Source organism: Peribacillus frigoritolerans (assembly GCF_030676415.1).
In the GTDB taxonomy this organism is placed as follows: domain Bacteria; phylum Bacillota; class Bacilli; order Bacillales; family DSM-1321; genus Peribacillus; species Peribacillus frigoritolerans_A.
The window spans coordinates 74,091-88,312 of record NZ_JAUUTW010000006.1; the positions used below are offsets into that span (position 1 = coordinate 74,091).

General features: G+C 37.8%; 15 protein-coding genes. 10 read left to right on the forward strand and 5 right to left on the reverse strand.

Going from position 1 to position 14,222, the window contains the following annotated elements; translation table 11 throughout:
- The first annotated feature begins 48 nt into the window (after positions 1-48).
- The 4 genes from ycaC to Q8G36_RS08025 all read left to right on the forward strand — a co-directional run bounded on the left by ycaC (position 49) and on the right by Q8G36_RS08025 (position 3,902).
- Positions 49-693: an isochorismate family cysteine hydrolase YcaC gene (gene ycaC / locus Q8G36_RS08010; RefSeq protein WP_305159540.1), complete on the forward strand. Its 645-nt coding sequence runs from the start codon at positions 49-51 to the stop codon at positions 691-693.
- Positions 694-821: 128 nt separating this feature from the next.
- Positions 822-1,466, forward strand: coding sequence for a hydrolase (locus tag Q8G36_RS08015; protein ID WP_053535280.1), 645 nt, complete (start codon positions 822-824; stop codon positions 1,464-1,466).
- A complete protein-coding gene (locus tag Q8G36_RS08020; RefSeq protein ID WP_305159541.1) occupies positions 1,463-2,056 on the forward strand; it encodes an antibiotic biosynthesis monooxygenase in 594 nt (197 codons plus the stop codon). The genes Q8G36_RS08015 and Q8G36_RS08020 overlap by 4 nt, the downstream gene beginning before the upstream one ends.
- 13 nt (positions 2,057-2,069) lie before the next feature.
- Positions 2,070-3,902, forward strand: a complete 1,833-nt coding sequence (locus tag Q8G36_RS08025; protein ID WP_305159542.1) for an amidohydrolase — start codon at positions 2,070-2,072, stop codon at positions 3,900-3,902.
- 552 nt (positions 3,903-4,454) lie between these two features.
- On the opposite strand, the gene Q8G36_RS08030 is transcribed toward Q8G36_RS08025, so the two are convergent.
- Positions 4,455-5,324 (reverse strand): SDR family NAD(P)-dependent oxidoreductase, encoded by an 870-nt coding sequence (locus Q8G36_RS08030; RefSeq protein ID WP_305159543.1) that lies wholly within the window; start codon positions 5,322-5,324, stop codon positions 4,455-4,457.
- A gap of 123 nt (positions 5,325-5,447) precedes the next feature.
- Between Q8G36_RS08030 and Q8G36_RS08035 the strand changes: the two genes are divergently transcribed.
- The gene (locus Q8G36_RS08035; RefSeq protein ID WP_305159544.1) at positions 5,448-5,891 is read left to right on the forward strand and encodes a MarR family winged helix-turn-helix transcriptional regulator; all 444 of its coding nucleotides are present in this window, start codon (positions 5,448-5,450) and stop codon (positions 5,889-5,891) included.
- Between the two features lie 725 nt (positions 5,892-6,616).
- Here Q8G36_RS08035 and Q8G36_RS08040 read toward each other — a convergent pair.
- Entirely contained in the window at positions 6,617-6,796 is a 180-nt protein-coding gene (locus Q8G36_RS08040; protein ID WP_305159545.1) for a small acid-soluble spore protein H, read from the reverse strand.
- A 249-nt stretch (positions 6,797-7,045) separates the two neighbouring features.
- Here Q8G36_RS08040 and Q8G36_RS08045 point away from each other — a divergent pair, with 249 nt between their 5' ends.
- From Q8G36_RS08045 to Q8G36_RS08060, 4 genes are all read left to right on the forward strand, one after another.
- On the forward strand, positions 7,046-7,498 hold the full coding sequence (locus Q8G36_RS08045; protein WP_305159546.1) for a GNAT family N-acetyltransferase: 453 nt from the start codon (positions 7,046-7,048) through the stop codon (positions 7,496-7,498).
- Between the two features lie 113 nt (positions 7,499-7,611).
- A complete protein-coding gene (locus tag Q8G36_RS08050) occupies positions 7,612-8,484 on the forward strand; it encodes an AraC family transcriptional regulator (RefSeq protein WP_305159547.1) in 873 nt (290 codons plus the stop codon).
- Between the two features lie 153 nt (positions 8,485-8,637).
- Positions 8,638-9,093, forward strand: a complete 456-nt coding sequence (locus Q8G36_RS08055) for an SRPBCC family protein (protein ID WP_305159548.1) — start codon at positions 8,638-8,640, stop codon at positions 9,091-9,093.
- 560 nt (positions 9,094-9,653) lie between these two features.
- Positions 9,654-10,358 carry a hypothetical protein gene (locus Q8G36_RS08060; RefSeq protein ID WP_305159549.1) on the forward strand — a complete coding sequence of 235 codons (705 nt, stop codon included), beginning with the start codon at positions 9,654-9,656 and terminating at the stop codon, positions 10,356-10,358.
- A 194-nt stretch (positions 10,359-10,552) separates the two neighbouring features.
- Here the strand turns inward: Q8G36_RS08060 and Q8G36_RS08065 are convergent, their stop codons facing one another.
- Both Q8G36_RS08065 and Q8G36_RS08070 read right to left on the reverse strand, forming a co-directional pair.
- Complete coding sequence (locus Q8G36_RS08065) at positions 10,553-11,368, reverse strand: hypothetical protein (protein WP_305159550.1); 816 nt, start codon at positions 11,366-11,368, stop codon at positions 10,553-10,555.
- A 155-nt stretch (positions 11,369-11,523) separates the two neighbouring features.
- Positions 11,524-12,309 (reverse strand): hypothetical protein, encoded by a 786-nt coding sequence (locus tag Q8G36_RS08070; protein WP_305159551.1) that lies wholly within the window; start codon positions 12,307-12,309, stop codon positions 11,524-11,526.
- A gap of 599 nt (positions 12,310-12,908) precedes the next feature.
- Here Q8G36_RS08070 and Q8G36_RS08075 point away from each other — a divergent pair.
- The gene (locus tag Q8G36_RS08075; protein WP_305159552.1) at positions 12,909-13,082 is read left to right on the forward strand and encodes a YjcZ family sporulation protein; all 174 of its coding nucleotides are present in this window, start codon (positions 12,909-12,911) and stop codon (positions 13,080-13,082) included.
- Between the two features lie 70 nt (positions 13,083-13,152).
- Here the strand turns inward: Q8G36_RS08075 and Q8G36_RS08080 are convergent, their stop codons facing one another.
- Positions 13,153-13,995 (reverse strand): alpha/beta fold hydrolase, encoded by an 843-nt coding sequence (locus Q8G36_RS08080; RefSeq protein ID WP_305159553.1) that lies wholly within the window; start codon positions 13,993-13,995, stop codon positions 13,153-13,155.
- Positions 13,996-14,222 lie beyond the last annotated feature (227 nt).

Consider the following 14,222-nt stretch of genomic DNA (forward strand, 5'->3'; position numbering starts at 1 on the left):
CCAATGTTTAAACTTTCTTCGATTACTTAATTTTAGGAGGAATACATAATGTCTGATCTCTATTCTCGTATTAATAAAGATGATGCTGTCGTTCTTTTAGTGGATCATCAAACTGGCCTTATGGCTGGACTAGTTCGTGACTATGGTGTTGATGAATTCAAGAACAATGTTTTGGCTCTTGCTCACACTGCTAAGTTTTTTGATTTACCAGTTATTTTAACAACAAGCTTTGAAAACGGACCTAATGGACCACTAATGCAAGAATTGGTTGATCTTTTTCCTAACGCGCCAAAAATAGCTCGTCCTGGACAAATTAACGCATGGGATAATGATGATTTTGTAAAAGCAATCGAAAAAACTGGAAAAAAACAACTTATCCTCGCGGGCGTAGTTACGGATGTTTGCGTTGCTTTCCCGGCACTTTCCGCTATAAAAGCTGGGTATGAAGTATTTGCTGTTACTGATGCTTCAGGAACTTTCAGTAAACAAGTTGCAGAAGCTGCCAATACGCGTATGGCACATAATGGCGTGCAACTTATGAACTGGTTTAGCGTAGCGTGCGAATTACAACGCGATTGGCGCAACGATGTCGAAGGTTTTGGCAATTTGCTTGCTAGTAATCTTCCAGGTTATCAAAATGTAATTGGAAGCTATATGGGAGCTCAGCGAGATCTCAGTAAACAAAATGCATAAATTTAGCGCTGATTTAATCAGCGCTCTTTTTAAATAAGAAGTATAGCAAGGCTTTTATTTTTTCGATTACAGCTGAAACTAATAATTGCCTTTAAGATGAAACAATTAAAAAAAAGGAGTGTTTTATTATGAGTAATTTAGAATTGTTAACCCCGGAGAACAGTGCATTAATTTTGATCGATTTTCAGCCTCAAATGACTTTTGGAGTTGCAAGCATTGACAGACAAACATTAATGAATAACGTTATGCTGCTTGCTAAATCAGCAAAAGCTTTTAATGTACCTACTATTCTTACTACAGTTGAAACACAAAGCTTTTCTGGTTATTTTTGGCCGCAAATTCTTGACATATTCCCAAACCATGAAATTATAGAACGTAGTTCAATGAACTCTTGGGAAGATTCAAAATTTGTTGAGGCAGTTAAAGCAACAGGTAGAAAGAAATTGATATTTGCAGCACTTTGGACTGAAGTTTGCCTTGCATTCCCTGTGCTTGAAGCAATTAAAGCTGGTTATGAAGTTTATGCAGTTGATGATGCTTCAGGTGGTACTAGTTTGACAGCACATAACGCTGCTATGCGTCGTGTAGAACAAGCTGGAGCAATTCCAGTGACAGCAATTCAAGTTTTACTTGAATACCAACGTGACTGGGCACGCAAAGACACTTATGATGCTGTTATGGAAATTGTAAAAGAACACACTGGCGCTTATGGTCAAGGCGTGGAATACGCATATACTATGGTACATGGCGCGCCTCCAAGCAGGAAAATATGAATCAAGAAATAGTAACTGTCGGGGAAACTCATACAGGGGACACTATGGATGCTGGTGGTCCAGTAACAACAATTGTTACATGGGAAATTCAAGAAGGTAGAGAAAAGCAGTTTGAAACGTGGAGACATGAAATCGAAGCTGCCGCTACTAAATTTCCAGGGCATTTAGGCGTAAATCTAATAGTCCCCAATAACGGATCCAGAGAGTATACTGTTGTTTTTCGCTTTGATACGTATGAGCATCTACGTGCTTGGCAAGAATCAGATATTCGTCGAGATTTGTTAAAAAAGGCAGAACTATTTCAAGCTACTGATCCAACGTACAAAACTGAAAGCAGTTTGGCTTATTGGTTTGTTACTCCGAAAATGCCAGTTCCACCGCCAAAATGGAAAATGTCCATTGTTACCGTTCTTGGTGTATGGCCTCTTAGCATGTTGGTTCCTATAGTGATAGGACCTATAATAAAAAATATGTATCCTATTTTGTCAACTTTTTTTGTTTCAGTATGTATAGTGTCTTTGCTATCATGGGTAGTAATGCCGATTCTCGGTAAAATATTTCATCCATGGTTACAGAATAATAGGAAGTAGACGAGGTGTAAACATGAATTTACCGGATATGATCTTATATAACGGAAAAATCACTACCCTTGACCCATCTCAACCTGAGGTATCGGCTATCGCCATAACTGATGGTTTAATCACTGCAGTAGGTGGAGATGAGCTTCTTGATAGTGCCACAGAAAAAACCAAAAAAATAGACCTTAAAAGAAAGAGAGCTATTCCGGGCTTGAATGACTCTCATATACACGTTATTCGTGGCGGTCTTCATTATAATATGGAATTGCGCTGGGAAGGTGTGCCATCACTTGCTATTGCTCTGGAAATGCTTAGAGAGCAGGCGAGGCGTACACCTGCTCCCCAGTGGGTAAGAGTAGTTGGAGGTTGGTCTGAATTTCAATTTAAAGAAAGACGGATGCCAACTTTGGAAGAGATTAATGCTGTTTCTGAAGACACACCTGTCTTTGTGCTACATCTTTATGATAGAGCACTTGTAAATCGTGCAGGGTTGCGTGCTCTGGGATACACAAAAGATACCCCAGATCCTCCGGGCTGTTTAATTCAGCGAGATAAACGAGGTAATCCAACGGGTCTTTTAATTGCCAATCCTAACGCTTCTATTCTATATTCAAGTTTGGGTAGAGCTCCAGTACTTAATATTGACGACCAGATTAACTCTACTCGCCATTTTATGCGCGAATTAAATAGATTAGGTATCACAAGTGCCATTGACGCAGGTGGCGGATTCCAAAATTATCCTGATGATTACAAAGTTGTTGAACATTTAGCCGAGAAGGATCAATTAACTTTGCGTATTGCTTATAATCTATTTACGCAAAATCCAGATCATGAATATGAAGACTTTGCTTCATGGGCAAAAATTGTTTCTCCGGGTCAAGGAAATGATAAGTATAAAATGAATGGTGCCGGAGAAATGTTAGTATTCTCGGCAGCCGATTTTGAAAAATTTCAAATGCCGCGGCCTGACCTAGCTACGGTGATGGAAGCTGACTTAAAGAAAGTAATTTCTCTATTGGTGGAAAACCGTTGGCCATTCCGTTTACATGCGACTTATGACGAGTCAATAACACGTTTCTTAAATGTTTTTGAGGAAGTCAACAGAGAAATTCCTTTTAATGGTCTACGCTGGTGGTTCGACCATGCAGAAACAATCTCAGATCGTAGTATGGAACGTGTTAAAGCTTTAAATGGCGGTATTGCCATCCAAGACCGCATGGCTTTCCAAGGTGAATACTATGTTGATTTATACGGAAAGGAAGCTGCAAAGCGTACTCCTCCGATTTATCGTATGCTAGACCTGGGAATACCTGTTGGCGCCGGTAGTGATGCAACGAGGGTTTCCAGCTATAACCCTTGGGTTGCTCTTTACTGGATGGTTGCAGGAAAAACCATTGGTGGTCTTTCGATATACGATGAAAAGAATAAACTTGACAGAAAAGTAGCCCTGGAACTATATTCCAAAGGAAGTGCATGGTTCTCCGGTGATGAAGATAAAAAGGGAACCGTTGCAGTAGGTCAGTTTGCTGATATTGCTGTATTGTCTGCTGACTACTTTACTGTGCCAGAAGAAGAAATCAAAGACCTTGAATCATTACTCACCATTATGGGTGGGCAGGTTGTTTATGGAAATGATGAATTTAAAAATTTATCACCTGAATTGCCGCCAGCATCACCTGATTGGTCACCGACGGGAGTTTATGGTTATGGTGGTGCTAACCTAGCCGACAATATACTTTCTCACGATGCCCATGATCACAAACATAGTTGCAGTAACCCTCTCCATCAACACACTCATACCGTAATAGGAAATGATGGAACTAAGTGGGGTATCGGTTGTACTTGCTTTGCTTTCTAATAAGGGTTTGGGGCCGAGGACGGACCCAAACATAAAAATGAAAAAAGCCTAACTTTCTCTTTAAAGAAAAAGTTAGGCTTTTTATATTATTGTAATCCATGCATTAACCCCCTAAGAATGTTTGTCTCTTGTTGTAAGTAGAATACCACAGACACTTTGGAAACCAATGGATCAAATTAAATAATTTTCCAGAAAACGAGAAAATCTTTACATTCCTTCTTTTTGGTGTATAAACTGCAACCAACCCTGGGATAGGTGAGAAACGGAGGCCATTCGCTTTACAAACTAATTTGAGAATCATTTATATGTATATTCCCCAACTAAAGAATCTCAATTCATCTTCTGCAACTATCGGGGCAGTTTAATTCAATAACAAACGTAATATAAAAGTTTGGAAATGAGAAATACGGGAAGTGAAATTGAACTTGAATTTACTAAAGTTTCAGCACTAGTTGAGTAATAATAGACTATTTGTCTAAATTGGAATCGCATTAACCAATTCCCATATACATTTCCGTTTAGGAAAATGTAACTTCATTGAAGAATAGAAAATCATTTTATATACTCTAACAATAATTCTTTTGTATCATTCCACAAACGTTGCTGCATAGAAACATCTTTTCCTGGATATATCGGATCAATTTTTTCTCCAGTTCCAACATTAAAGTATCCTCCTGTCACTCTTTCATATTCGGAATCAAGTGCTAAACGAACAATGATGTCAGCCCCTCTTTTTGGATCTCCGATATTAAGGAATTCTAAGACTTTTCCCAATACAGAAGATATACGAAGTTCTCTTCCCAGGCCAGTATTATTGAAACCAGGATTTAGAGCGTTGGCATTTACCAAAGTACCTGAAAACTGACGCACTAACTCACCAGTAAACATGATATTTAGAAGCTTTGTTTTTCCATAAATTTTAGATGAACCCCTCAATGTAAATGGAGATGTGTCCGTCAGATCATATGGTAATTTTAGTTCTCCATGATTTCGTGAGGCTTCCGAAGCGACATTAATAATTTTTGCATTTTTTGCTTTTACCAATGAGTCCTTTAACAGATTTGTTAGTAGCCAAGGCGTTAGATAGTTTACCGCAATCATCTCGGCAAATCCTTCAGAGGTAACACGTTGCTCGAACCCATGAAGCCCAGCATTGTGGATGAGTACATCAATTTTTGTATAGTTTTGTTTTATCTCAAGTCCAATACGGCGAACATCATGCATTAACGATAAATCACCAAAATAGAAATCAACCTCCGTATTTGGTGAAGCTTCTCTAATTAATTTCTCAGTTGCTTTAGCCCGTTCTTTGTTACGAGCAGTCAGCACTAAATGTGCACCACGTTTTGCGATTTCAATTGCAGCAATCTGACCAATACCACTGGTAGCACCAGTCATTACAATTATTGGATACTCAGGCATTATACATTCTCCTTATATAAACTTGACATAGTATTAACAATTAAATATATTTGACATATATCAATCATATTTAATTATTTGACATATGTCAAATACATTTAGTTTTGTTGAGAAGGGAGAACTATGGATATTAATAATTCTGATTTGAGAGAAGAACTGGAGTTAGCTCTTGGTGAACAGCTCAATTCGTTGATTAGTGAGGCACATGCACTTAATGTCAGAACTGCAGCTACATTTGATACAACTTTGCAGCCAGCAGCCTTTTTGATTGTTCGCTGGTTATTTTCACATGGTCCTACTAACGCATCGACTTTAGCTGAATCAACAGCAATGGACCGTAGCTCTATCAGTAGACTTATAGGGCAATTAAAAGGTCTGGGATATGTAAAGAGTGAACCCCACCCTAAAGATCGTCGAGGGGTAATGTTATCTTTAACCGACCTTGGTCATGACAAAACAATAAAAGCTTTAAAAGAAAAAGAATCTATTTTTTTCGAACGTATTTCAGGTTTAACGGATTCAGAATTGAAGGCATATATTGAAATGCTAAAAAATCTAACGATATAACAAAGCTGATAATTCTATTTGGAAATAAGAGTCTACTATTGAACATATGACTAAATCTGAAAAGCTCGTGTGTTAGTGTGTTAGATAGTATCCACTATTCCTACGTTGAAAGTCCAAAAGAGTTTAGAGAGACTAATTTAGATTTTTGCAGTGAAAAAAATTGTATTACAATTGCAGTTCAATGCATCAGATACTTAAATAAAACTAAGTATGTGAAGAATAATACTTAAACTCCCATGAAAATTAAAAAGCTCAAAATCCAGAAAAAATCACAACAAAATAGACCCAGTAAAAATGCTTTTTAAAAAAAGGCTGAGCCTTATGAGTGATCTGATTGAGTTTGGTAAATCGTTAAACAAAAACCTCCAATTATAGCAAATTAAGTAGAGGCTAGCGCGACGACCAAAAAAGGATTAATCTCCCATGAGTGCTACCCATAAAGGGCGCGACAGTCGGTGGTACACCGTGGACGTCGGAGTCAGACTAACGGATGGGCTCAAAGGCACCATAGTTCAACGACCTTCTTCGCCAGCCATTAAAACATTATCGACATAGAGACCAATTTTCATTCTCTGTGGTGAAGCGCTGATTTTTGCGCTTCATGAATGGCTAACGGGGCAGGATAGTTCAGCAAGGGGATAGATTAATTAATTAAATGGTAATTGAACCTAATCGAACAATAAACCACCACCCGAGAGTGGAGGTTTATTATTGAATCGAGGGAATTACTGTTCTTTTAAGCTGGTTACAGAAACACTTTGTTTTTTATTTGGATCATCAAGGGGATGGATTGTAGCTGTTCCATTTTGTTCATCCACGTGCTCAATGTAGATACTTTCCTCATTATAGGTTACATTAACCATATTTGGTGAAGAAGCAATTTCTTCTGCTCGTTGTGCGTTCATTTTAGCCACCTCCTTTGAATTTGCAACATATATAATATTTGTTCCGAATTACTTAGATATACTTATTGTAATTAAAATTCTTCCAAGAATCCCTTACACCCTTACTTAACTAACTGGTGCGTCAGCTAAAGATCAAGTTATATTTAAGCAGCTTTTAATCATTTCGACTAACGTGGCAGGCTAGTACAAAAGATTAAAATCAGTGGTTTGATAATTACAGAAAATTAAAAAAGTTTAGGGGGATGTAAAATGAATATTAAAGGATTTTCGATTTCCACTAATAAAAAGTATTTAGATGTAAATTTAATACATAAGTTTTTGAATCAAGAAGCTTACTGGTCAAAGGGAATACCTAAGGAAACAGTGATAAAGTCAATTAAAAATACGACCTTATGTTTTGGGGTTTATAAGGGTGAAATAGGTAATGAAGGTAGTGAACAAGTTGGATTTGCAAGGGTAATAACCGATTTAGCAACACATGCATACCTTTGCGATGTATTTATATTACCTCACTATCGAAAATTAGGATTATCAAAATGGTTAATGGATGTTATCACCAACCATTCCGAACTAGAAGGGGTTCGCAGGTTTATGTTAGCTACTAATGATGCACATTCATTATATAAAAAATACGGTTTTAATCAGATTGATAAACCAGAGTTATTTATGCAAAAAGTCCGTAAATCCCCATCTAAACAATAAGGTTATTTTCATTAACAGGTGCGAAAGGGATTAGACCCTGCATAATCGTGCACAGAATGTCGGATGATTAGTTCCAACTCCTGCTATTCTGTTGATATAAGGGAGGTCATTGAATGGATTTGCTCAAAAATATGAATGGTGCCATTAAATTCATTGAAGACAATCTTACGAATGAAATTGACTTTAAAGAAGTGGCAAGGCTAGCTTATTGCTCGGAATATCATTTTAAAAGGATGTTTTCCTTCCTTGCAGGTATTTCACTTTCCGAGTATATCCGCCGAAGACGACTTACACTTGCAGCGTTTGAGCTTAAAGATAACAAGATAAGGGTCATTGATATAGCGATAAAGTACGGGTACAGTTCACCAGACTCGTTTGCGAGAGCATTTCAACATTTGCATGGTATCACACCATCAGAAGCGAGAAGTAATGGCCATTCACTTAAAGCCTATCCACCGATGTCCTTCCAATTATCCATTAAAGGAGGCAGTGAAATGAACTATCGAATTGAAGAAAAAGAGGCATTTCACATAATTGGAATTAAAAAAAGAGTTCCAATCATTTTTAACGGGGTTAATCCAGAGATTGCATCTATGTGGAAAAGTTTAGACGAGAAAACGATAAATGAACTTAAAAACCTATCGAATGTCGAGCCATTAGGGCTGCTTAGTGCATCTGCGAACTTTTCCGAAGGCCGGTTGGAGGAAAAAGGGGAGCTTGATCATTATATCGGCGCAGCAACTACGAGGGAATGTCCAGATAACTTAACACAGCTGAAAGTTGATGCGTCTACATGGGCGGTATTCGAAGCAGTCGGACCCTTTCCTGAAACACTGCAAAATGTATGGGGACGTATTTATTCCGAATGGTTTCCATCCTCTAACTATGAACAAAGAGAAGGGCCAGAAATCCTTTGGAACGAAAATAAAGATATAAGCTCACCAACATTTAGAAGCGAAATATGGATCCCCGTTATGAAAAAGTAAGTATAGTAGGCGAAAGATTTATCCGAAGAGCTGTCTTAAGGCAGCTTTTTCTTATGGAACAAACAGGACAGGATAATGAAATGAGGGCTAGGTAATATTTGCTATAACGAGCTATAATGATGTTAGAAAGTGCTTATATAAGGAGATTGAGGAATGCCTGTTATTGAGTATCAACAATTTATTAAAGCACCAGTTGAATTATGTTTTGACCTTGCGAGGAGCGTGGATATCCATACCAAAACGACAGCGGAAACAAAGGAAATTGCTGTTGATGGTGTGACGGAAGGGCTATTAGAGGAGGGAGATACTGTAACTTGGGAAGCCATTCACTTTGGTATTAAACAAAGGCTGAAAGTCCAAGTGACATTAATGGAAAAACCAAATAAGTTTGTAGATATCATGGTGAAGGGAGCCTTCCATTCCTTCGTACACACACATCAGTTTATAGAAGAATCAGGTGGAACTATAATGATAGATAAATTTCAATATAAGTCACCGTTCGGTCCAATTGGAGTTTTAGCTGATAAGTTGTTTTTAGAGAAGTATATGAGAGCCTTTATCGTTTCTCGTGCAAAGGCACTGAAAAAGATTGCCGAGAATATACACTAACCATGTTTAAATATCAGGGGTTGCTGCCTTTTTTTGTTTCAGAAGAATGGACTTGTTATTGTTTTTTTATAAAAATGCTTTTAAATCACGAAGACATTATTGAAATACAAAAACAACTTGATGGATTAAGTAAACCTTAGATGGACACGCAGATGGATGGGGAGTAAGGGTTAATTGATCTAATAGCTGTTCTTGTTATAAAGTTACCAGTTCATAATGAACTAACAGGTGCCTTTATTGAAGTTCGGAGCTGTCTTTATCATCGGCACCCTAGATGTTAGCAAATGGCTCGGCTCAGCGGTACAACCGTGTAAGGCCCGCGGATACAACCGACCTTTAATTATAATTACGGAACAAATCGTTGGAAGCGATTTGATCTTTTTATTTGTTTTTATAAGAATAACACAAATAGAACAAATGTTCCAGTATAAAAGTGTAAATTTATTACTTTTTTTGAAAAACAAAGGGTATTGTCGATTTTTTTTGAAGAACTAACGGGTGCAAGAGTTGAAGAAGGGGTGAAACCGGCAACCCTTTTATGCTATTGGGAGGAAAACTATATGGATTTAAATATTGTAAAAGCCAATTTAAAGGATAAATATTATGAATATAGAGAAAGAGGATATGATTGTAAAGAAGCATATAATAAAATCTTAACCAGTATAAATCATTGGGTTAATGAATTGTCCATTTCATTAATAAGAAAGGAAAATTCTATGACTTTAGACCAAATAAAAAAACTTTCATCTATAGTTTATGAGAATGTCGGTGAATGGGTAGGAGCTCCAAAAGTTATTTATAGCGACACTTTACCTGCAGTTGTTTATGATTATCCTAAGGAAAATGGCAATAATCCATTAAACATTGAATGTAATGATAAATATTTTATTCGTGCAAATGGTTTCTCTTATTCATATTCACAATATCTTTCGGACTCTGAACTTGTTAGGGATAACGAGGTACAGAGGAAAATCCCAATGGGCTATAAAAGTATATCTTTGTATGAGAAAATGGTATTCATTAAGAATGGACAGATTATAAAAAGCTTTGAGGAAATCCCAGAACAAGCCAAAGGAGACCATTATACAATCATTACAACATCGGAATATCTTGGTCAAGGTGGTTATCAAAACTCCCCAGATTTAAGTATTGTTGATAAAACGGATTATTTAAAAATAAAACAGTTGGCCATTTGCCTGTCAAAAAAGGATAAAAAAGGCGTTTATCTTGTTTGCAAAAATAACGACAACATTTATTGGCATTAAACTTTTTTTCTTATTCAACTAACAGGTGCTTTCGTATTACGGTCGACCAGTAAATATGAATGGCGCCCCAATTGTTAGACACAACTAAGGAAAGGTATACTGGAGCGAAAAAAATCCGTAAAAATAGTTTACTAAGATACATTCAGTCTAAGGAGAACAGAATGGGTAAGCGATACATGCCAGGTTGACATAACTCATCTTTGGGAACTAAAAAAAGTACTTTGATCAAGTAAGGTATCAAAGTACTTTCCATTTAACAAACTACCAATTACCCCAACAGTCATCATCGCAGCATTTCTTCTTACAACAATCCTGGTGATGGTCATCAGAGCAGCTTTTTTTCTTCTTACAACAATCCTTGTGATGGTCATCATCGTAGTATTTTTTCTTACAACAATCATAGTAATGGTCATCATCGCAGTATTTTTTCTTACAACAATCATCATGATGGTCATTATCACAGCATTTTTTCTTCTTACAACAATCATCGTGATAGTCATTATCGCAGCTTTTTTTCTTACAACAATCCTTGTGCTGGTAATCATCGCAGTGTTTTTTCTTACAACAATCATAGTAATGGTCATCATCGCAGCGCTTTTTCTTACAACAATCATAGTAATGGTCATCATCGCAGCGTTTTTTCTTACAACAATCATAGTAATGGTCATCATCGCAGCGTTTTTTCTTACAACAATCATAGTAATGGTCATCATCGCAGCATTTTTTCTTACAACAATCCTTGTGCTGGTCATCATCGCAGCATTTTTTCTTACAACAATCATAGTAATGGTCATCATCGCAGCGTTTCTTTTTACAACAATTCTTGTGCTGGTCATCATCACAGCATTTTTTCTTACAACAATCCTTGTGCTGGTCATCATCGCAACGTTTTTTCTTACAACAATCCTTGTGCTGGTCATTATCGCAGCGTTTTTTCTTACAACAATCCTTGTGTTGGTCATTATCGCAGCGTTTTTTCTTACAACAATCCTTGTGCTGGTCATTATCACAGCGTTTTTTCTTGCGTTTTTTCTTAGAACAATCCTCGTGATAAGACATATAAATGTCACTCCTTTCTTTCTTATAAAATAATATAAATAAAAGCAAAGCCTTCATTTAGAAAGGCTTTGCTAGTCAAGACTAAAAACTAACTCAACACCGTCATTTACGTAGAAGGAAGAGTATTAGTTGTTGGAGTAGTTGTAGATTCACAACGACGGTCATTTACGTCGCAAATACCGCCATGTGAATCCACAATAACTTGTCGAGTCACTGTAATTGAAGTGCGTAGTACAATCTTGACTAAAATAGCATCAGTAGTGACAGCTCCCGTGCCCGTGACGAAAGAAACTCCTGGTTGAGCAAAGATCCCTTCTACCACCAATGGGGGTTCTATTACTGAATCCTCAGGGCAGGCACCTGGAAAATCTGTATGCGCCTGGAATGGTAAATTCGTTGCAAGTACGGCTGTTGCAGGAGTGGTTGTTCCCGGTGCCAAAAATGTTACCGTAATGGTTACAGGAATAAACCCGATGTTAACGACTTTGTCCCTAATGATTGTCGTGTTACGGACAACACCAGATAGATTCGGTACAACAGCTACGGAAACAATAGTGGATCCAGCTGGTATTACAGGAGCAAACGCGGTAAAAGGAAATGTTGCTTCTGCAACCTTTTGTACCGTTTTTGAGCCTACAACTGAATTAACTAGGACGCAGTCGCTGTTTAATGGTGCAGCGAGTTCGCGTGCTGGAGCTTTAAAATTACATTCGCAAGCAGAAACGTCGTGAGACTTACAAACCTTACATGGCTTTTTATGATTAAATTTTGAATGAGGATCAAATTTTGAATCATTGCCAAATCTTGAATCATTGCCGAAATCCCATTCTCTGTCGGAACAGACAGAACCCCAGATGCTGTTCTTTGGATTTTTATTACTGAAATTTCCCACAAAATCACAATCCTTTCTTGTAACTATTTTTTTTTCGAAAATGAAATGGAGTGTAGTATCGAACCGTACTAAAGCACTGCCAAAAGCATTTTCAAGTAGTTACAAAATATAGTATTAATAAAATAAGGCAATTGCTTGGACAGGTTACTTATATTTCCGGACTAGCGGTAAATATTTATAGGGTTTACACTTATAATTTAGCGTTAGAGGAAATATGGAACGCGGTAAAGAAATGGACGAATTCAAAAGGGAAGCAAAAAGCTAAACAATGAAAAGCAGTGGCTACAAAAATACAGATAAACCCAAAAAGAGCTTCTTTGCTCGATTTTTCGGAGAGTGAACAAAGAAGTCCTAGGCTCTTTTTAAGACGTCTAAACGAAGTTTCGTTTCCATTACCAAAGTTTAGATCTATGAGGTTTATAGAGGGAAATTCAACCGTTAACTTTTTTATAATGTTGCTATTAAACTGTTAATTTCAGGTCGTGAGGGTGGTTTAAGAAAAGTTTCCGGTGATTTTTGTGTCATTATCCTAATTAGAACATAAGTTAAATTAACCCATTTAATTATTTCCTCCTAAAACAAATAAGGAGATGTTTCTATTGTCAAATTGTGGTCATGAATCAAATTGTGGTAACGATATTGGTGGATTTGGCGGCGGTTTCGCTTTTATAGTCGTTTTATTTATCCTTTTAATCATCGTTGGAGCTGCTTGTTTCGGTGGTGATGGAGGTAACGGTTATGGCGCCGTTCAAGGATATGGCGGTTTCTGCTAAAAAAGTATAAAGAAAAGCCGACCATTTATTGGTCGGCTTCTTTTATGGCTAATTTTTTCGACCCATCTCTTTATCGCGAAGTAAGCTTTAAAACTGAATCGATAATTTCATCCCAGTCTTCACTATGAATCTCATGCCCTGATCCATCAAGAGTCACTAATTCAGCTTGAGGGATGGCTTTCGCAAGAGCAAGTCCGTGCTCGTATGGCAAGGCTGGATCTTCTGTGCCATGAATGATGAGGACAGGTACGGAGATCTCACCCATTCTATCGAAATATTCGTCTCCGCCAGCAAGCATGGCATGATTAAATCTGCTCGGCAGCTGTTTGGCTCGGTCCGCCTCTCTTTTTGCCAGTTTATATATTCTTTCCTGCTCAAAAGGTTTGGAGCCGGCTAAAGTTTTCCATCCATCCGCAAGAAAAGCGATGACCGCCTTCCTATTCGACCAATCTATGGAAGCACTCTTCGCGTGGTGATCCAATATGCTTTGGTCCATTGGAGGCAGTTTTTCCATTACAGTCCCGAACACACTTGATGCGATCAGCGTAAGTGTAGTTACGCGTTCCGGATATCTCAGGGCAAGAATCTGGCCGATCAAACCGCCTAGGGACATTCCAACGATGGAAGCCCGCTCTATGGAATAAGCGTCCAGGACACCTGCGGCATCGTCAGCCATATCCGTTATTGTATAGTTGGAGGTACCGGGTTCATAACTGACCGATCGTCCCAAATCCCGATGATCGTACCGAATGACAAACCTCCCCGAATCAGCGAGGCCGAGACAGAAGTCCTCATCCCACCAGTCTAGTGAAGACATCGCTCCCATGATCAAAAGCACAGGAGGGTCCTTAGGGTTTCCAAAACTTTCTGTACATATATCCACTTTATTTATTTTCAGTATCTGTTCACTCATGTTTTTTACCTCCGTATTAAATAGTATCTAATAGCCGTTACCATGGCGCAGATCAATAAATACTTTCCGGAGCATGATGTTTGGCCTGCGCTTTTAATTATCGCAGTCTAACCCACTTAATAATCATGACGAGGCCTCCTTTTATATTTGTAAAATGGGAAGTATCCCTATATTACTGTAACATGTGTGAATTCTTTGCACCACCAAATTTTCCCACGTTTCCATGA